The sequence below is a fragment of the Paraburkholderia strydomiana genome, from assembly GCF_046030495.1.
GTDB lineage: Bacteria > Pseudomonadota > Gammaproteobacteria > Burkholderiales > Burkholderiaceae > Paraburkholderia > Paraburkholderia strydomiana_A.
This window is the reverse complement of record NZ_JAQQCJ010000015.1, coordinates 73,843-92,730: the sequence shown is the minus strand read 5'-3', so window position 1 is coordinate 92,730 and position 18,888 is coordinate 73,843. Positions and strand designations below refer to the sequence as shown.

Annotated in this window: 14 protein-coding genes; 6 read left to right on the top strand and 8 right to left on the bottom strand. The window is 64.4% G+C overall.

Features of this window, described 5'->3' with window-relative positions:
* Position 1 precedes the first annotated feature (1 nt).
* From PQQ53_RS20585 to garD, 6 genes are all read right to left on the bottom strand, one after another.
* Positions 2-1,354 carry a TRAP transporter large permease gene (locus PQQ53_RS20585; protein ID WP_408146744.1) on the bottom strand — a complete coding sequence of 451 codons (1,353 nt, stop codon included), beginning with the start codon at positions 1,352-1,354 and terminating at the stop codon, positions 2-4.
* Between the two features lie 7 nt (positions 1,355-1,361).
* Positions 1,362-1,841 carry a TRAP transporter small permease gene (locus tag PQQ53_RS20580; protein ID WP_408325764.1) on the bottom strand — a complete coding sequence of 160 codons (480 nt, stop codon included), beginning with the start codon at positions 1,839-1,841 and terminating at the stop codon, positions 1,362-1,364.
* Positions 1,842-1,992: 151 nt separating this feature from the next.
* On the bottom strand, positions 1,993-2,985 hold the full coding sequence (locus PQQ53_RS20575) for a TRAP transporter substrate-binding protein (RefSeq protein WP_408146740.1): 993 nt from the start codon (positions 2,983-2,985) through the stop codon (positions 1,993-1,995).
* 579 nt (positions 2,986-3,564) lie between these two features.
* Positions 3,565-4,482 carry an SMP-30/gluconolactonase/LRE family protein gene (locus PQQ53_RS20570; RefSeq protein ID WP_408325927.1) on the bottom strand — a complete coding sequence of 306 codons (918 nt, stop codon included), beginning with the start codon at positions 4,480-4,482 and terminating at the stop codon, positions 3,565-3,567.
* An 8-nt stretch (positions 4,483-4,490) separates the two neighbouring features.
* Entirely contained in the window at positions 4,491-5,333 is an 843-nt protein-coding gene (locus PQQ53_RS20565; protein WP_408155011.1) for an NAD-dependent epimerase/dehydratase family protein, read from the bottom strand.
* Positions 5,334-5,399: 66 nt separating this feature from the next.
* Positions 5,400-6,989, bottom strand: coding sequence for a galactarate dehydratase (gene garD, locus PQQ53_RS20560; protein WP_408325761.1), 1,590 nt, complete (start codon positions 6,987-6,989; stop codon positions 5,400-5,402).
* 233 nt (positions 6,990-7,222) lie between these two features.
* Between garD and kdgD the strand changes: the two genes are divergently transcribed.
* From kdgD to PQQ53_RS20545, 3 genes are all read left to right on the top strand, one after another.
* The gene (gene kdgD / locus PQQ53_RS20555; RefSeq protein ID WP_408155006.1) at positions 7,223-8,140 is read left to right on the top strand and encodes a 5-dehydro-4-deoxyglucarate dehydratase; all 918 of its coding nucleotides are present in this window, start codon (positions 7,223-7,225) and stop codon (positions 8,138-8,140) included.
* A gap of 268 nt (positions 8,141-8,408) precedes the next feature.
* Positions 8,409-9,761: an MFS transporter gene (locus PQQ53_RS20550; protein ID WP_408146733.1), complete on the top strand. Its 1,353-nt coding sequence runs from the start codon at positions 8,409-8,411 to the stop codon at positions 9,759-9,761.
* Between the two features lie 200 nt (positions 9,762-9,961).
* A complete protein-coding gene (locus tag PQQ53_RS20545; protein ID WP_408146731.1) occupies positions 9,962-10,705 on the top strand; it encodes a FadR/GntR family transcriptional regulator in 744 nt (247 codons plus the stop codon).
* Positions 10,706-10,824: 119 nt separating this feature from the next.
* On the opposite strand, the gene PQQ53_RS20540 is transcribed toward PQQ53_RS20545, so the two are convergent.
* Positions 10,825-12,408 carry an aldehyde dehydrogenase (NADP(+)) gene (locus PQQ53_RS20540; RefSeq protein ID WP_408146729.1) on the bottom strand — a complete coding sequence of 528 codons (1,584 nt, stop codon included), beginning with the start codon at positions 12,406-12,408 and terminating at the stop codon, positions 10,825-10,827.
* 223 nt (positions 12,409-12,631) lie between these two features.
* On the opposite strand from PQQ53_RS20540, the gene garL reads away from it, so the two are divergent.
* From garL to PQQ53_RS20525, 3 genes are all read left to right on the top strand, one after another.
* The gene (gene garL / locus PQQ53_RS20535; RefSeq protein ID WP_408146727.1) at positions 12,632-13,432 is read left to right on the top strand and encodes a 2-dehydro-3-deoxyglucarate aldolase; all 801 of its coding nucleotides are present in this window, start codon (positions 12,632-12,634) and stop codon (positions 13,430-13,432) included.
* A complete protein-coding gene (locus PQQ53_RS20530) occupies positions 13,351-14,388 on the top strand; it encodes a 2-hydroxy-3-oxopropionate reductase (protein WP_408325758.1) in 1,038 nt (345 codons plus the stop codon). The genes garL and PQQ53_RS20530 overlap by 82 nt, the downstream gene beginning before the upstream one ends.
* Positions 14,389-14,617: 229 nt before the next feature.
* Positions 14,618-16,642 carry a glycoside hydrolase family 28 protein gene (locus tag PQQ53_RS20525; RefSeq protein WP_408325754.1) on the top strand — a complete coding sequence of 675 codons (2,025 nt, stop codon included), beginning with the start codon at positions 14,618-14,620 and terminating at the stop codon, positions 16,640-16,642.
* Between the two features lie 226 nt (positions 16,643-16,868).
* On the opposite strand, the gene ilvD is transcribed toward PQQ53_RS20525, so the two are convergent.
* Positions 16,869-18,728 carry a dihydroxy-acid dehydratase gene (ilvD, locus tag PQQ53_RS20520; protein ID WP_408146721.1) on the bottom strand — a complete coding sequence of 620 codons (1,860 nt, stop codon included), beginning with the start codon at positions 18,726-18,728 and terminating at the stop codon, positions 16,869-16,871.
* Positions 18,729-18,888 lie beyond the last annotated feature (160 nt).

Below are 18,888 nucleotides of genomic sequence, written 5' to 3'. Positions count from 1 at the left end.
ATCAGAACACCGGGTGTCCGTTAATCAGACTCGGCAACCATGTCGAGAACCACGGCACGTACGTCACGATGTTGATCGCGCTGAAGATAGCCAGGTAATACGGCCACGCCACCTTAGTGGTTTCCCCGATCGACACATTGCCAATTGCACACCCGATGAATTGCACCGAACCGATCGGCGGGTGCACGAGACCCAATGCGCAGTTCAGCAGGATCATGATGCCGAACTGCACCGGACCCACGCCGTTGTGCATCGCCATCGGCAGGAACAGCGGCGTCGTGATCAGGATGTGCGCCGCCATGTCGACGAACGTGCCGAGAAAAACCTGGATCACGTTGATGTACAGCAACATCAGCCAGGGCAGCGTCGTCGCGCCGTCGAGCATGCGTTCGATCGCGTCCGGAATCTCCAGGAAGGCCATCTGGAAGCGCAGCATGTTCGACACGCCGATCAGCAGCAGCACCACGCCCGTCGTCTTGGCCGCTTTCGACAGTGCATGACCCAGCTTGCTCAGCGTCATGGAGCGGTACACGACGACCGTCAGGACCAGCGAGTACGCCACGGCGATCGCGGCCGCTTCCGTCGCGGTGGCGATGCCGCGCGCCACGCAGAACAGAATGATCGCGATGACCATCAGACCCGGCACCGCGCCGATGAACGTACGCGCCACCGCCATCCAGCCCGGGAAGCGCTGCACGCCGGTCGAGCCGTCGGGACGGCGCGGATAGCCGAACTTGACCGCTTGCCAGTACGCGGCGATCAGCACGAGGCCCATCACCCACAACACCGGCAGCAGCCCGGAGAACAGCAGATCGCCGATCGACACGCCGCTCATCTTCACGCCGTTCAGGGTGCCGGTGATGCCTTGCGCCGCGAACGCGTAAATGATCATGTTGGTCGACGTGGGCATCAGCGCGCCCGCCAGCGACGAGTGCGTCGTGACGTTGACCGCATACGCCGCGCTGTAGCCTTCGCGCTTCATCAGCGGAATCACCACGCCACCCATTGCGGACGTGTCCGCCGTCGGCGAACCCGACACGCCGCCGAACAGCGTGCACGCCACCACGTTGGCCATGCCCAGGCCGCCGCGGAAATGCCCCACCGTGGCCTGCGCGAACCGGAGGATACGGTCGGCGATGCCACCGTGCAACATCAACTCGCCGGAGAAGATGAAGAACGGGACCGCGAGGAACGAAAACGCGTTCATGCCCGAGATCATCGACTGCATGGCGGTGGCCGCCGGCAGCCCCTCATACAGATACGTCAGGACGCACGAGAGTCCCAACGCAAACGAAACAGGCACCCCGAGAAAGAGGAAGACGAGAAAACTGACGCTAAGAAGGGCGAGTTCCATGATTGTTCTATTTGTGTTTCTTTTCGAAGAGAGCCAGCAGATGCTCGAACGAGAACAGTGCGATGCAGATGCTGGCAACGACCGGAATGCAGTACCGCAGTGCTTCCGGCAAACCGAGAATCGGAATCCGGTCTTCCCTCGTGGTGATCGCCATCTCCAGACAACCGAAGAAAACCGCCACGGCGAACGCGATCAGGCAGACATGCTGAATCCCCGTCGCAACCGTCCGGCCTTTCTCCGACAACTTGTTGACCAATGAGTCGAGGCCGATATGGCCGCGTTCGCGCACCTTGAGCGCGGCGCCGAACATGGCGATCACGATCACCAGCAGCAGCGCGATGGGCTCGACGAAATCGGGAGCATCGTTAAAGACATAGCGCATCACGACGCCATAAATCACCAGCAGACACAGCGTGGCCAGACTTGCCGAGGCCACGACAGTCAGCACGCGAAAGAGAAAATCATTTGGGCGTTTCAAGAAACTCATTGACCCCGTCCTTGCTCACGACAGATCTGTCTTTAATATTTGCAACTGTGTTCGACTGCGCCGGCTCAGGACGCCGCGCGCGGCGGAAAAGCCCGCAGAACCTCCTGCAAGCTGTTTCCGCCGCTATCGCCGCCTGTCCGGCACGCGAACCTTATTTGACTGCCTGGATCTCGTCGACGAGCTGCTTCATTTGCGGGGTCTTTTCATACTTCGCCCACACCGGCTGCATCGCCTTCACGAAAGCCGCGCGATCGACCTGCGACGCAGCGACGATCGTCGCGCCACCCTTGGTGACCGTCTTGCTCGCATCGGCTTCGCGCGCGGTCCACAGCTTCTCGTAGTACGGCACCGAGTCGGCCGCGGCCTTCTTGATGATCTGCTGTTGCTGCGGCGTCAGCGTGTCCCAGACCTTCTTCGAGAACACCAGCACTTCCGGCGTCATCGAATGCTGGGTTTCGGAGAACACCGGCGCGACTTCGAAGTGCTTGGTTTCTTCGTACGACGGAATGTTGTTTTCCGCGGCATCCACGAGACCCGTCTTCAGGCCCGTGTACACCTCGGCGAACGGCATCGGCGTGGGCGTGCCGCCCATGGCGCGGATTTCGTCGACCATCAGATCGGACGGCTGCACACGCACCTTCAGGCCCTTCATGTCGGCCGGCGTATGGATCGGCTTCTTCGTGTAGATCGAACGCGCGCCGCTCTCATAGAACGTCAGCGCGATCATGCCCTTCGCCGAGAAGGCGTCGAGAATCTTCTGGCCTTCCGGGCCGTACATCACTTTGCGGAAATGGTCGATGTCGCGGAACAGGAACGGCAGCGACGGGATCATCGATTCAGGAACGATTTCGTTGAACGCGGCACCGTTGGCGCGCGCCATGTCGAGCGCGCCGATGCGCACCTGATCGATCGTGTCGTTTTCCGAACCCAGCGCGCTGTTGCCGAAGACCTTCACGGAATCCTTGCCGCCCGTCGCCTTGTTGATTTCCTCGCCCATGTACTTCACGGCCATGTTGGTCGGGTACGTATCGCCGTGCACGTCCGAAACGCGGAACGTGCGCGCTTCTGCCGACGCGGCGCTGAACGCCAGCGCCGCAGCTGCGACGATCATCGAAACACGGGAAGAGACAAACTTCTTGTTCATCGTGACATTCCTTGAAAAATTGACCATCCAATCGATTGCGGATGCGACATGGTTTGCTGCGTCTCCTGGCTCGACACTCACCGCCCATTGCGGGTGGCGAGCGGGTTGCCGTACTGGTCTGCGCAACATCCCCGGCACAGATACTCAGCACTCCTGTCAGACAACTTGCTTCTTTTACTTCGATTACCTCGGCGCGAATCTCGTGAGCGGAAACCGCCTTGCTATCCCCTTGCTATCCCAATATTCAAAGAAAGGAATCTGTTTGGGCTTATATGTTGTACGACGACATACGAAGTCTATAAAACGCGTTTTGACTTGTACAGACGGTATTTACCCGCAGAATTGACAGCCTCGGTACGGATGACCTATTTGGGGTCCCGGCGAGAGCCCGCGCCAGCGGGAGGAGAAATGGGGAGGGAAGGACGGCGCTTGGGGACGCCCGGTTTTTGTTCAGAAATCCGCGCCGAACCGTGGTCTCTACGCCACATTGTTGTACGACGAGTGATGAATCAGAAGCCAGTTGGATGACTGACGCCGGGCGGAATCGCTTGCCGGCGCCAGTTTTCGAGCAGATTCAGCTTACAGTTCGCCCGCGAATTCGGGCTCGGGCAACCCAGTCACGCCGGGACTCACGGCGAACAGATGCCCGTCGTGCTCGCTCGCGCTGGCTCCCGGATGAATCGAGGTCACAAATAGCGTATCCAGCTTGCTGCCGCCGAACGCACACATGGCCGGCTTGGTCGGCGGCACCGGCACCTGGCGGTCGAGCTTGCCCTCCGGCGTGAAGCGCAGCAGCAGGCCCGCGTCGTTCGCGCAGATCCAGTAGCAGCCGTCGGCATCGACCGCCGCGCCGTCGGGACGGCCCGAATAGTGATGCAGATCGGCGAACACGCGCCGGTTGCGCGGCTCGCCCGACTCGATGTCGTAGTCGAACGCCCAGATCAGTCGATGCAGCGGATGCGAGTCGGACAGATACATGGTCTTGCCGTCCGGCGACCAGCCGAGGCCGTTCTGCGTGATCAGCGAAGCGACGACCGGCGCGGACAGCACCCCGTTCGCGTCGAAGCGGTACAGCGCGCCGGCCGGATCGGCCGCCGCCATGTCCATCACCATCGTGCCGGACCAGAAGCGGCCCTGACGGTCGCAACGGCCGTCGTTAAAGCGCATGCCGTCGGCGCCGAACTCCGGCGCGGCGAGCTTGCGCACCGACGCCGCGACCGGTTCGCTGCCGCAAGCCTGCGCCGCCTCAGGCAACGTAACGGCGAAGAGTCCCGTCTCGCAGCCGGCCAGCACCGTGCCGCGACGATCGAACGCGATACAGGCGACCTTCTCCGGCAACAGCCATTCGGCGCGCCGGCCCGAATCGACCTGCAGCCGCACGATTTTCTGCGCCGGGATGTCCACCCAGTAAAGCGCCTGTTCCGCCGCGCGCCACACCGGGCTCTCGCCCACCGACGCGCGCCCTGCCGCGTCGAGCCGCTCGACGGGCGCATTCATCGTGACGCTCACCGCTTCGGCTCCATCGGACCTGCCAGCACGAACGGGCCGCCCTGGAAGCGCTGGGTCGGATCGTCGAACTGCGTGTCGGGGGCGCTAGCCGGGAATAGATGCTCGAATTGCGCCGAGCTGTCCTGCGCACGGAAGCCGAGGAACGCGGCCTTCTTGTTGTCCACCCACGAGATGCGGTTGTCCGACACACCGTAGATGATCGCGTGGCCGACGCGGTTCGTGAACAGCGAGCAGCGCACCAGTTCGATGAAGTCGCGATAGCTCAGATACGTGACGAGCATGCGCGGGTTGCGCGGCTGCTCGAACGACGAGCCGATCCGCAGACACACCGTCTCCAGCCCGAAGCGGTCGAAGTAGTAGCGCGACAGCGATTCGCCGAAGCACTTGGTCACGCCGTACAGGGTGTCGGGGCGCAGCGGCGCGTCGGTATCGATCACCGAGGTCGTCGGGTGGAAGCCCACCGCATGGTTCGAGCTTGCGTAGATGATGCGCTTCACGCCCTGCTTCTGCGCCGCCGAGTACAGGTTGTACAGACCGCGGATGTTCGCTTCGATCAGGTCTTCGAACGGCGCTTCGACGGAAATGCCGCCGAGATGCACCACTGCGTCCACGCCTTCGAGCAGCGCGTGCACCGCTGCTGCATCGGCGAGGTCGACGACGGACGCTTCTTCATGCTCCGCCACTTCGCCGAGCGGCGCGATGTCGGACACGCGCACGACGTCGGCCCACGCGGCGAGCGCGCCGCGCAATTGCTTGCCGAGATTGCCGGCGGCGCCCGTCAGGAGCAGACGGCGGAAAGGTTTCTGTGCCGCGGAGCGGTCAAGGTTCGAGTCGGTCATGTGTTTCTGTTGATGTGATTGCGATCGGATCAGCCTCGCGGCGCGGGCACGCCGCGCCGCCGGAAATCAGGTCACCGGCGCCGGGTTGAACAGCGTCAACGCGTTGTGCAGCTTGAGCTTTTCGGCGCAGGTCTGTTTGCGCCCGCTGGCGACGTCGAGCATCAGTCCGAACAGTTCCCAGCCCACCTCTTCGATGGTCGCGGCACCGGTCGCGATCGTGCCGGCGTTGACGTCCATCAGGTCGTGCCAGCGGCGCGCGAGGTCCGAGCGGGTCGCGACCTTGATCACGGGCACTTCCGCGAGGCTGTACGGCGTGCCGCGGCCGGTGGTGAACACGTGCAGGTTGATACCCGCCGCGACCTGCAGCGTGCCGCAGATGAAGTCGCTCGCCGGCGTGGCCGCATAGATCAAACCTTTCTGGCGGACCTTCTCGCCGGGCGACAACACGCCGGAGATCGCCGAGTTGCCCGACTTGATGATCGAGCCCATCGCCTTTTCGACGATGTTCGACAAGCCGCCCTTCTTGTTGCCGGGCGTGGTGTTGGCGCTGCGGTCCGCGCCGCCGCGCTTCAGGTAATCGTCGTACCACTGCATTTCGCGGATGATCGCCGCGGCGACGTCGGCGTTGGCCGCGCGCGCCGTCAGCTGATCGACGCCGTCGCGCACTTCGGTGACTTCGGAGAACATCACGGTCGCGCCGGCCCGCACCAGCAGGTCGGTTGCGAAGCCCACGGCCGGGTTCGCCGTCAGGCCGGAGAACGCGTCGCTGCCGCCGCACTGCACGCCGATCACGAGGTCGGAGGCGGGGCAGGTTTCGCGGCGGCGGTTGTTCAGGCGCTTCAGATGACCGTCGGCCATGCGCATGATCGAGTCGATCATCGACTGGAAGCCGACGTGCGATTCGTCCTGCAACACCACCACGTCGCCGTTCGCTTCAGCCTCGACATCGCCGATGTCCGCGACTTCGGCGACATTCGCGGCCGCCGCGATCGGAATCGTGCCCGGCGGCATCAGGCGCTCGGGCTGCAGCTTCTCGCAGCCGAGGCTGACCATCATCACCTCGCCGCCGAAATTCGGGTTCAGCGCGATGTTGCGCACGGTGCGGATCGGCACCATCGCATCGGGCGCGTCGATCGCGACGCCGCAGCCGTAGGTGTGGCCGAGGCTCACCACGTCGTCGACATTCGGGTAGTTCGGCAGCAGTTCGGCCTTGATGCGCGTGACCGCATGCTGGACCACGTCGGCCACGCATTGCACGGTGGTCGTGATCGCGAGGATGTTGCGCGAGCCGACCGAGCCGTCCGCGTTGCGATAGCCCTCGAACGTGTAGCCCTCGAGCGCCGGCATCTCCGGCGCCTTGATCGTGGCGATCGGCAGGTCTTCGAGTCCCGGCGGGCTCGGCATGCGGATCACGTGCTCGTTGATCCAGCTGCCCTTGGGCAGCGCCTTGAGCGCGTAGCCGATCACCACGTTATAGCGGATGACCTCGTCGCCCTCGGCCAGATCGGCCAGCGCGACCTTGTGCCCTTGCGGCACGCGCTCGCGCAGCGTCAGACCATCGGGGAAAACGGCGCCCTCACCCAGCCCGCCGTCGTTGACGACGATCGCGACATTGTCATTGGGGTGAACGCGAATGTAGAGCGGAGATTGTTCCATTGCATCGATCCTTATGGCGCTTTTGGCACGATCGCCTGCTACGCCAGCTATTCATACGTCATCCTACAACATGAAAGTTTGCGTGGACGTTCCGTATTTACCCTATAGCGTGCATTATGCCGTGAAAACCCCGTTGAGTTACCCGTTTTGTTGTTGTACGATGACGTATAAGAAATCTCCATTTCGACTGAACGACTACCAATCGACTCAAAACTGGCACCTGGATATTCATCATGACGACACCGCAGGAACTCAAGCAGATCGTTTCGGAAGGCCTTCTCTCCTTCCCCGTGACCGACTTTGACGCACAAGGCGATTTCCGCGCCGACACGTACGCAGAACGCCTCGAATGGCTCGCGCCGTACGGCGCGTCGGCACTGTTCGTCGCCGGCGGCACGGGCGAATTCTTCTCGCTGACGCATAACGACTACTCGAACGTGGTGCGCACCGCCACCGAAGTCTGCAAAGGCAAGGTACCGATCCTGGCCGGCGCCGGCGGCCCGACGCGCGTCGCGATCGACTACGCGAAGGAAGCCGAGCGCCATGGCGCGAACGGCATTCTGCTGATGCCGCATTACCTGACGGAAGCTTGCCAGGAAGGCATCGCGGCGCACGCGGAAGAAGTCTGCAAGGCCGTGCCGAACATGGGCGTGATCATTTACAACCGTGCGAACTCGAAGCTCAACGCCGACATGCTCGAAGGTCTGGCGGAGCGCTGCCCGAACCTGATCGGCTTCAAGGACGGCGTGGGCGAGATCGAAAACATGGTGACGATCCGCCGCCGTCTGGGCGACCGCTTCTCGTACCTCGGCGGCCTGCCGACCGCTGAAGTCTACGCCGCGGCCTACAAGGCGCTGGGCGTGCCGGTGTACTCGTCGGCGGTGTTCAACTTCATTCCGAAGACCGCGATGGACTTCTACCGCGCGATCGCCGCTGACGACCACGCAACGGTCGGCAAGCTGATCGACGAATTCTTCCTGCCGTACCTGAAGATCCGCAACCGTCGCGCAGGCTACGCGGTCAGCATCGTCAAGGCTGGCGCGAAGCTGGTCGGCCACGACGCAGGCCCGGTCCGCGCACCGCTGACCGACCTGACCGAAGAAGAAATAGCGCAACTCGACGCGCTGATCAAGAAGCTCGGACCGCAGTAATGCAGTTGGCGTAACAGTGGAATAGAGAGCCGGCGGCCGTGCGAACACGGCCGTATTGGACGGCTTTTAGCCACGAGCGCCCGGGACGGCAACGTCGCCGGGCGTTTTTGCACCGCAGTGCCGCGGCATCGGCTTCGCGCGACACCTCAGACGAACCCGTGCCGCCCGGCCTTCCGCAGCCGGACCGACTGGCCGGCATCACGACGGCTGGTTACACCAGCTTCCCAGGGAGCCCTGCTCCCTTGCAAAAAAAATTCAGGAGATGACCATGGAGATGAGCCGCACGGCGAATCCCGCCGACGCCACCACGCGCACCAAAGTGCGCTATGCGATCCTGCTGCTGATCTTTCTGATCACCACGCTCAATTACGCAGACCGCGCGACGCTCTCGGTGACCGGCTCCGCGATGCGCACCGAGTTCGGCTTCGACGCGATCCGCATGGGCTACATTTTCTCCGCGTTCAGTTGGGCCTACGTGCTCTCGCAACTGCCGGCCGGCTGGCTGCTGGACCGCTTCGGCGCACGGCGCGTGTACGCGGCGAGCATCTTCCTGTGGTCGCTCTTCACCCTGCTGCAAAGCTCGATCGGTCTGCTCGGCAGCGCGGGCGCCGCTGTCGTCGCACTGTTCGCGCTGCGTTTCGCGATGGGCGCGGCGGAATCGCCCGCGTTCCCGGCCAATGCGAAAGTGGTGGCCAGCTGGTTCCCGACCAGCGAACGCGGCACCGCCTCGGCCATTTTCAACGCGGCGCAATACTTCGCCGCCGTCGTGTTCACGCCGCTCATGGCGTGGCTCACCCACGCGTTCGGCTGGCAGGCCGTCTATGTCGTGATGGGTGCGATCGGGCTCGCGCTCGCCCTCACCTGGCTGAAGGTGATGAAGAACCCCGCCGACCATCCGCGCGTATCGCGCGCCGAACTTGAGTACATCGAGCAAGGCGGCGGCGTCGTGACCGGGCACAAGAAAACGACGCGCGCCGACAGGATCGAAAATACCGGCGGCTGGTCGCTGGTGCGTCAACTGCTCGGCAACCGCATGCTGCTCGGCGTCTACCTGGCGCAGTACTGCATCAACGTGCTGACCTACTTCTTCCTGACCTGGTTTCCGATCTACCTCGTGCAGGCGCGCGGCATGACGATCCTGCAAGCGGGACTCGTGGCGTCGCTGCCGGCGATCTGCGGCTTCTCGGGCGGCGTGCTCGGCGGCGTGCTGTCGGACGGCATGATCCGGCGCGGCCATTCGCTGACCGTGGCGCGCAAGGTACCGATCGTCGGCGGCATGCTGCTGTCGGTGAGCATCATCGGCTGCAACTATGTGTCGACCGACTGGATCGTCGTCGCGCTGATGTCGCTCGCTTTCTTCGGCAAAGGCATCGGTGCGCTCGGCTGGGCAGTGGTCGCCGATACGTCGCCGAAGGAAGCGCTCGGCCTGTCGGGCGCGATCTTCAACATGTTCGGCAACGTCGCGGGCATCGTCACGCCGATCGTGATCGGCTACCTCGTCGCGCGCACCGGCTCGTTCAACGGCGCGCTGGTGTTCGTCGGCGCGAACGCGCTGCTCACGGTGTTCAGCTACCTCGTGATCGTCAAGGACATCAAGCGCGTCGAACTGCGCCAGGCCTGAAGCCGCGCGCGCGGTTATCGTACTTCCGGGCGCCTCGCGCGAGCACCACTGCTGCTTCGCGAGGCGCTTTCGGCACGCCTCGTCGTCCCTCGGACGACGGGGCCGAAAATGATCCGGCGTTTTTATAATCAGTCGTCAGACGACGGTATAATGAACCTGCAGAGCGTATCTGCAACTATCTGATTCAAGGGGCGTTCTCGATGGCTACTCCACTGGCATCCGCGGCACCGCCACGACGCGCTCGCAATCTTGCCGAGTTCGTCGTGAACTACGTCACCGAGCAGATCGCGAGCAACGCGCTGAAGCCCGGCGACAAACTGCCGACCGAATCACAGCTGATGGTCACGCTGAGCGTGAGCCGCACGGTGATTCGCGAAGCGATTTCACGTCTGCAGGCGGGCAAGATCATCGAGACGCGGCACGGTATCGGCAGTTTCGTGCTGGAACCGCAGCGCGAAAAGCTAGGCATCGACATGGTGCCGGCCACCACGCTGCGCGACGTGCTGTCCATTCTCGAACTGCGTATCAGCCTCGAGACGGAGTGCGCCGGTCTCGCCGCGCAACGCGCGAAGACCGAAGACCTCGCGCGCATGCGCGCCGCGCTCGACGCGATCGAAGCCACCCGCCACAACGGGCTCGATAGCGTCGACGCCGACCTGCAGTTCCATATCTCGGTCGCGCGCGCCACGGGCAACCGCTATTTCGTCGACATCCTCACGCAAATGGGCAGCGCGCTGATTCCGCGCAACCGGCTCGACTCGGCCGGCATTGCGCGCGCGGAGCCGGACGCGTATCTGTCGCTCGTCAACCTCGAACACGAAAGCATTCTCGAAGCGATCTCGCGGCACGATGCGGAAGGCGCGCGCGCGGCAATGCGCATGCATCTGTCGAATAGCCGTGAGCGGCTGCGGCGCGCGAACGAGGTGAGCGAGGCGAATAGCTGAGTCACCAGGCTGCGCACAAAGCAAAATGGCCGGGATTTCCCGGCCATTTTTTTATCCTGCTTCGCTTTGATCTCACGCTCGCGGCCCGCTCATCGGCAGGCCACGAGCGAGGTCCATCCTTAACCGCGCGTGATTTCGCCGTCGCGACGACGCCACAGGTCGAGCGGATTGCCGTCGGCCAGTGCCTGCGGCAGCAGGTCCGCCGGGAAGTCCTGGTAGCAGACCGGGCGCAGGAAGCGCTCGATCGACGTCGTGCCGACCGACGTGGCGCGGCTGTCCGACGTCGCCGGGAACGGGCCGCCGTGCACCATCGCGTGCGACACCTCGACGCCCGTCGGGTAGCCGTTGACCAGAATCCGTCCTGCCTTGCGCTCGAGAATCGGCACCAGCTTCTTCGCGGCGGCGATGTCGGCGCTGTCCATCTGCAGCGTCGCGGTCAGCTGGCCGGCGAAGTGCTCGGCCACCTTCAGCATTTCCTGCTCGTCCTTGCAACGCACGATGGTCGACACCGGGCCGAACACTTCGTCTTCCAGCGCCGGATTGGCGAGGAAAGTTTGCGCATCGGTCACGAACAGTGCCGCGCGAGCCTGCGTCGGGCCGCTTGCGTCGACACCGCGCGCCACTGCCTCGACGCCCCTGGTCGCCGCCAGCTTGCTTTCGCCGTCCTGATACGCGGCGTGAATGCCCGCGGTCAGCATGGTTTGAGCCGGCTTGCCGCTCAATGCTTCCGACGCCGTCGCGACGAAGCCCTTCAGCGCGTCGCTGTCGAGCACGATGGCGAGACCCGGGTTGGTACAGAACTGGCCCGCGCCGAGCACGAGCGAATCGACGAAACCGCGCGCGATGCTCTCGCCGCGTTGCGCCAGCGCGTTCGGCAGAATGAACACCGGGTTGATGCTGCTCATTTCCGCGTAGACCGGAATCGGCTCGGCACGCGCCGCCGCGACGCGCATCAGCGACATGCCGCCCGCGCGCGAACCGGTGAAACCGACCGCCTTGATCGCCGGATGCGCGACCAGCGCTTCGCCGACCAGATTGCCCGCGCCGACGATCATCGAGAACACGCCTTCAGGCAAGTCCATTTCCTGCGCGACGCGCTGGATCACTCGGCCGACCATTTCCGACGTGCCGAGGTGCGCGCGATGCGCCTTCACGACGACCGGGCAACCGGCCGCGAGCGCTGCCGCCGTATCGCCGCCCGCCACCGAAAACGCGAGCGGGAAGTTGCTGGCGCCGAACACTGCGACCGGGCCGAGCGCAATCTTCTGCATGCGCAGATCCGAGCGCGGCAGCGGCTTGCGCTCCGGCAGCGGCGAATCGAGCGTCGCGGCGAGCCACTGGCCGGCGCGCACGACTTGTGCGAACAGCTTGAGCTGGCCGGTCGTACGGCCGCGCTCGCCTTCGAGACGCGCCTTCGGCAAACCCGACTCCTGGTGCGCACGCTCGATCAGCGCGTCGCCCAGCGCCGTGATGCCGTCGGCGATGCGCTCGAGAAACTCGGCGCGCACCGTCAGCGGCAATGCCCGGTACGGGTCGAACGCCTGTTGCGCCAGTTCGCACGCGCGCTCGACCTGAGCAACGCCGCCGCTGCCGAAAACCGGCTCGGCGATCTCGGACCCCGTGGCGGGATTGACCGCGTGCAATGGTTGTTCCTCGCCGCGCACTGCCTGGCGGCCGATCAGCATTTCGCCGGTAATGGACATTTTCGCTTTCCTTAAAGTGAAGGCCTTAGATATAGGTCATCCTACAACATAGCAGGCCTACCGCGCAACCTGAAACGCTTGTCCGGCCGGGAATTCGGGTTTACGTGGCCGTTACAACCCAAGGGGTCAATGCTAACCTGCGAGCAAGACATACGACGACTTATAACACTTCGCATAGGCGTCGTCGGACTCGCCCGATCCATTGCCGTTCGAGGAGATACCCATGCCGACTGTCACGCCCTACCAGGCCTTACCCAACCGCTTCCGCCGCGCGGTCTGCGCCGGTGAAACCCAGATCGGCTGCTGGGCGTCGCTCGCCAGTCCGGTCGTCACGGAACTGCTGGGCGGCATCGGTTTCGACTGGATGCTGCTCGACGCCGAGCACGCGCCGAACGACGTGCTCACGCTGATCCCCCAGCTGATGTCGCTCAAGGACAGCGCGAGCGCGCCGGTCGTGCGGCCGCCGGCCAACGACAGCGTGTTCATCAAGCGGCTGCTGGACAGCGGCTTCTCCAACTTCCTCGTGCCCTTCATCGAAAGCGCCGACGACGCGGCCCGCGCGGTCGCCGCGACGCGTTATCCGCCGCAGGGCATTCGCGGCGTGTCGGTGAGCCATCGCGGCAACCGCTATGCGGCCGTGCCCGATTACTTCGACATCGCCAACGACAACGTCTGCGTGATTGTGCAGATCGAGAGCCGCAAGGCCGTCGACGCGATCGACGAGATCCTCGCCGTGGACGGCATCGACGCGGTGTTCGTCGGCCCGTCCGACCTCGCGGCCGGCTACGGCCGGCTCGGCAACGCCAGCCATCCCGACGTGCAACAGGCGATCGCGCATGTTTTCGCGCGCGCGCAGGCGGCCGGCAAATCGAGCGGCATTCTCGCGCCGGTGCAGGCCGACGCGGAACGCTATCTGTCGATGGGCTGCCGCATCATTGCGGTGTGCGCGGACATGGGCATGCTGAAAAACGCCGCACAGACGGTTCAGAAACACTTCATGCAGAAACCGGCGGGCGAGGCCTGAACCCCGGCGCCAAGCCAGATACGGGCAGCAGCACGGCCGCCACGACATCTTCGGAGTATTCCATGCAAAAAGCAGGCTTTATCGGACTCGGCATCATGGGCAAGCCCATGGCCGCCAACCTTCTCAAGAACGGCGTCGCACTGGCCGCGTTCACGCGCAGCGGCGTGCCCGACGAACTCACCCAGGCCGGCGCCGTCGCGTGCGACAGCCCTGCCGCGGTCGCCGCGCAGGCCGACGTGATCTTCATCATGGTGCCGGACACGCCGGACGTCGAACGCGTGCTGTTCGGCGAACAGGGCGTGGCCAGCGCCTTGCGCGCGGGACAAACGGTAGTCGACATGAGCTCGATCTCGCCGATGGCCACCCGCGAATTTGCCGCGCGCGTGCGCGAGCGCGGCGCGGACTATCTGGACGCGCCGGTGTCCGGCGGCGAAGTCGGCGCCAAGGCCGGCTCGCTGACCATCATGGTGGGCGGTGAAAGCGCGACCTTCGACAGCGTCAAGCCGCTCTTCGACATGATGGGCAAGAACGTCACGCTGATCGGCGCGGTCGGCGCGGGTCAGGTGTGCAAGGTCGCCAATCAGGTGATCGTCGCCGCGACGATCGAAGCGGTCGGCGAAGCGCTGCTGCTCGCGTCGAAGGCCGGCGTCGATCCGGCGCGCGTGCGTGAAGCGCTGATGGGCGGCTTCGCGTCGTCGCGCATTCTCGAAGTGCATGGCGAGCGCATGACCAAACGCACCTTCGACCCGGGCTTTCGCATCGAACTGCATCAGAAGGATCTGAACCTCGCGCTGTCGACCGCGCAAGCGCTCGGCGTGTCGCTGCCGAACACCGCCACCTGCCAGGTGCTGTTCAATGCGTGCGTCGCGCATGGCGGCAAGGCCTGGGACCACTCCGCGATGGTGCGCGCGCTCGAAGTGCTCGCCAATCACGAAATCGGCCAACAGCCCGCTTAACGCCGCACGTTCCTGCTCGCCTTTCCACCGGTTCCTTGCAGATGGAGCCGTGGAACGGCGCGCGCTCACGCTTGTGCGTGTGAACCCATTGCCGTCGCCGCGCGTTCTTTACAAATAGTAAGGATCACTACCGATCGTGATTCTTGCTGTGGCAAAACGACACCGGCGACGGTCGTCCCATCAGCACCCACGATTACTGACAACGCCCGCAAAGGGCAAGGAGACATCCGTGACAACCCGGCATAAAAATAACGGCCAACGGAACGCATCGAGAAACCGCCAGCAGAGCGAACCGCACTCGCCGGCACGCCGCGCATTCATCGTGCTGGCTGGCACGTCCGCGGGCGCGACCCTGCTGGGCGGCCTGTCCGCTTGCGGCAGCTCCAGCAATGATTCGCCCGCTGCGCCGAGCACACCGCCCGTGGCGCAGGACCCGATCTGGGGCTCGTCGGGCGCGGCCACGCAGATCATCGCGTCGCTGCAAGGCATCAACCAGTCGATGTTCCCCGCGCGCGATTATCTGGTCACCCAGTATGGCGCGCAGCCCTGCTCCGTGATTGCCGCGAGCAATCCGTACACGGGCTCGGCATCGCTCACGAGCCCCGGCTCGCAACAGACCAACGCCGCCAACTCGTTCGATTCGCGGCCCGCGTTTCTCGCCGCGATCCAGGCCTGCAATGCGGCCGGCGGCGGTCGCGTGGTCGTGCCGGCCGGCACATGGTATTGCGCAGGCCCGATCGTGCTGCTCAGCAATGTGAACTTCCACCTGAGCGCGAACTGCACGATCTACTTCAGCCCGAATCCCGCCGACTACGCGAAGGACGGCCCGGTGAACTGCGGCGCCAACGGCAACCTGTTCTATAGCCGCTGGCAGGCAAACGATTGCCTCAACTACGGCTCGCCGGTTTACGCCCGCAACCAGACCAACATCGCACTGACCGGCGAGGACGCCACCTCGGTGCTCAACGGCCAGGCGATGACGCCGTTCACCGGCACCGGCAACACCGCCACCTGCTGGTGGACCTTCAAGGGGTCGAGCGGCGCCTACGGCTGCGCGGGTTCGACGACGCCGTCGCAGGTCTATCTGAATCCGAACAACGTCGATCTGCGCACCGCCGCGCCGGGCATTTCCGACGCGCTCTATGCGCAGCTCACGAGCCCCACCACGCCGTGGCAAGAGGACGCGAACTACCTGCCCGCGCTGTCCGAGGCGGGCGTGCCGATCGCGCAGCGCATCTTCGGTGTCGGCCATTACCTGCGTCCGTGCATGGTCGAATTCCTCGGCTGCACCAACGTGCTGATGGAGAACTACACGACCAACAACACGCCGTTCTGGCAGCATCATCCGACCGATTGCAAGAACGTCGTGATCCGAGGCGTGACGACCAACAGCATCGGCCCGAACAACGACGGCTTCGATCCGGACGCGTGCGACAACGTGCTGTGCGACAACGTGACGTTCAACACCGGCGACGATTGCATCGCAATCAAGTCGGGCAAGGACCTCGACACGCAGTACGGCCCCGCGCAAAACCACGTGATCCAGAACTGCACGATGAACAGCGGCCACGGCGGCATCACGCTCGGCAGCGAAATGGGTGGCGGCGTGCAGAACATCTACGCGCGCAATCTGCAGATGCTCAACCAGAACTGGGCGACCAATCCGCTGAACATCGCGATTCGCATCAAGACGAACATGAATCGCGGCGGCTTCGTGAAGAACTTCTATGTCGATACGGTCACGCTGCCCAACGGCGTCGCGCTGAAAGGCTCGGGCTACGGCAGCGCATTGCTGCCCGGCAGTCCGATCAACGGCACGGTGCCGCTCGGCGTGATCACGGCGACGGCGGCCAATCCGTCGGCGGCGCAAGGCGGCCTGATCACGTTCGACTGCGACTACCAGCCAGCCAACGACGCGATCCGCACCCGTCCGGCGGTCGTGCAGAACGTCAACATCTCGAACGTGCAGGCGAGCAACGTGACGCTCAACGGCGTGACCGGTTCGTGTTTCCAGGCGATCGTCGCGCAGGGACCGGTCGCGTTCGACTACAACGGCCCGACACCGGCGCCGACGGTTCCGGCGATCACTGGCGTCACGATATCGAACTGCAATCTGGGCACGGCGGTGAGCGCGGGACCGGCCAGTGCGAGCACGCCGGGGCCGATCTACGCGTACAACGTCAACGGCATCACGTTGAACAACGTGGTGATCGGCTCGACGACATACAACACGACGGTCGTCGATCAGCGGTAAGCGCATACGCGGCGGGGTGAGAGCGGGCGATCCGGCGATCAGTCGGTCTTTGCCCTGCCGCCGTGGACGCCGCGCATGCGCGTTCATGCGTGCACCACTCAGGCAGTCGCAGGCCGGGGGGATGCGCGTGCGTGTGCATGTGAAACCGCAAAACGCGCGGGCAAAAAAAGCCGCTCCGAGGAGCGGCTTTCTTACAGGCAGACAGGGCCCAAAGCCCGTCGCAAGATCAGTCTTCCAGCAGCGACAGGTCGCGCACCGCACCCTTGTCGGCCGACATCACCAGCTTCGCATACGCCTTCAGTGCAGCCGACACCTTGCGCGGACGCGGCTTGGCGGGCTTCCACCCTGTCGCGTTCTGCGCTTCGCGGCGGCTCGCCAGTTCCTCGTCGGACAGCAGCACGTTGATCGTGCGGTTCGGAATGTCGATGCGAATCTTGTCGCCGTCGCGCACGAGGCCGATCGCGCCGCCCGCCGCCGCTTCCGGCGAGCAGTGACCGATCGACAGGCCCGACGTGCCGCCCGAGAAGCGGCCATCCGTCAGCAGCGCACAAGCTTTGCCGAGACCCTGCGACTTGATATAGCTCGTCGGATAGAGCATTTCCTGCATGCCCGGGCCGCCCTTCGGACCTTCGTAGCGCACGATCACGACGTCACCGGCCTTGACCTTGCCGGCGAGGATGTTCTCGACCGCCTCGTCCTGCGATTCGGTCACGTGAGCCGAGCCCTCGAACACGAGGATGCTCTCGTCGACGCCGGCCGTCTTCACCACGCAGCCGTCGAGCGCGATGTTGCCCGTCAGCACCGCGAGGCCGCCTTCCTTCGAGAACGCATGCTCGTACGAGCGGATGCAGCCCTCGGCGCGATCGAGATCGAGACTCGGCCAGCGCGTGTTCTGGCTGAACGCCACCTGCGTGGGAACGCCGGCCGGGCCCGCCATGTAGAAAGTCCGGACCGCTTCGTCCTGGGTGCGGACGATGTCCCACTGATCCAGCGCGTCCTTCAGCGTGGCCGCATGCACCGTCGGCACGTCGGTATGCAGCTTGCCGGCGCGGTCGAGCTCGCCGAGGATGGCCATGATGCCGCCCGCGCGATGCACGTCTTCGATGTGGTACTTGTTGGTGTTCGGCGCCACCTTGCACAACTGCGGCACGATGCGCGACAGACGGTCGATGTCGGTCATCGTGAAGTCGATCTCCGCTTCACGCGCGATCGCCAGCAGGTGCAGGATCGTGTTGGTCGAACCGCCCATCGCGATATCGAGCGTCATCGCGTTTTCGAATGCCTTGAAGCCCACCGCGCGCGGCAGAATGCTCGCCTCTTCCTGCTCGTAGTACTGGCGGGCCAGTTCGACGATGCGGCGGCCGGCGCGCTTGAACAGCTGCTCGCGGTCGGCGTGCGTGGCGACCACGGTGCCGTTGCCCGGCAGCGAGAGGCCCAGCGCTTCGGTCAGGCAGTTCATCGAGTTGGCCGTGAACATACCCGAGCATGAACCGCAGGTCGGGCAGGCGGAGCGTTCCACCTCGGCCACGTCGGCGTCGGAATAGGCCTTGTCGGCGGCGATCACCATCGCGTCCACCAGGTCGAGCTTCTTGAACTCGATGGTGCCGGTTTTGGGATTGGCGAGGCGCGTCTTGCCGGCTTCCATCGGGCCGCCGGACACGAAGATCACCGGAATGTTCAGGCGCATCGCGGCCATCAGCATGCCGGGGGTGATCTTGTCGCAGTTCGAGATGCACACCATCGCGTCGGCGCAGTGGGCATTGACCATGTACTCCACCGAGTCCGCGATGATGTCGCGGCTCGGCAGCGAATACAGCATGCCGTCGTGGCCCATCGCGATGCCGTCATCGACCGCGATGGTGTTGAATTCCTTGGCGACGCCGCCGGCGGCTTCGATTTCGCGCGCGACGAGCTGGCCCAGGTCCTTCAGGTGCACGTGGCCGGGCACGAACTGGGTGAACGAATTGACCACCGCAATGATCGGCTTCGAGAAGTCTTCGTCTTTCATGCCGGTGGCACGCCACAGGGAGCGCGCCCCCGCCATGTTGCGGCCGGCGGTGGAGGTTTTGGAACGGTATGCGGGCATCGTGGTTGTTGGAGAAATATCGCTGAAAAGAAGCGGGCCAAGGGAATAAAGGCCCCTCGCGCGCCCGTGCGAACAACCTTGTGAGCCGCGCTCCGGGCAAAACTCCGCAATTATCCCACAGCACTTGATGACGTGCGGCTCGAGCGTGCCGCGCGGCGCC

Excerpts from the sequence above, each read along its gene's own strand:
- PQQ53_RS20585 (WP_408146744.1), bottom strand. The coding sequence starts at position 1,354 with ATGGAACTCGCCCTTCTTAGCGTCAGTTTTCTCGTCTTCCTCTTTCTC.
- PQQ53_RS20580 (WP_408325764.1), bottom strand. The coding sequence starts at position 1,841 with ATGAGTTTCTTGAAACGCCCAAATGATTTTCTCTTTCGCGTGCTGACT.
- PQQ53_RS20575 (WP_408146740.1), bottom strand. The coding sequence starts at position 2,985 with ATGAACAAGAAGTTTGTCTCTTCCCGTGTTTCGATGATCGTCGCAGCT.
- PQQ53_RS20570 (WP_408325927.1), bottom strand. The coding sequence starts at position 4,482 with ATGAATGCGCCCGTCGAGCGGCTCGACGCGGCAGGGCGCGCGTCGGTG.
- PQQ53_RS20565 (WP_408155011.1), bottom strand. The coding sequence starts at position 5,333 with ATGACCGACTCGAACCTTGACCGCTCCGCGGCACAGAAACCTTTCCGC.
- garD (WP_408325761.1), bottom strand. The coding sequence starts at position 6,989 with ATGGAACAATCTCCGCTCTACATTCGCGTTCACCCCAATGACAATGTC.
- kdgD (WP_408155006.1), top strand. The coding sequence starts at position 7,223 with ATGACGACACCGCAGGAACTCAAGCAGATCGTTTCGGAAGGCCTTCTC.
- PQQ53_RS20550 (WP_408146733.1), top strand. The coding sequence starts at position 8,409 with ATGGAGATGAGCCGCACGGCGAATCCCGCCGACGCCACCACGCGCACC.
- PQQ53_RS20545 (WP_408146731.1), top strand. The coding sequence starts at position 9,962 with ATGGCTACTCCACTGGCATCCGCGGCACCGCCACGACGCGCTCGCAAT.
- PQQ53_RS20540 (WP_408146729.1), bottom strand. The coding sequence starts at position 12,408 with ATGTCCATTACCGGCGAAATGCTGATCGGCCGCCAGGCAGTGCGCGGC.
- garL (WP_408146727.1), top strand. The coding sequence starts at position 12,632 with ATGCCGACTGTCACGCCCTACCAGGCCTTACCCAACCGCTTCCGCCGC.
- ilvD (WP_408146721.1), bottom strand. The coding sequence starts at position 18,728 with ATGCCCGCATACCGTTCCAAAACCTCCACCGCCGGCCGCAACATGGCG.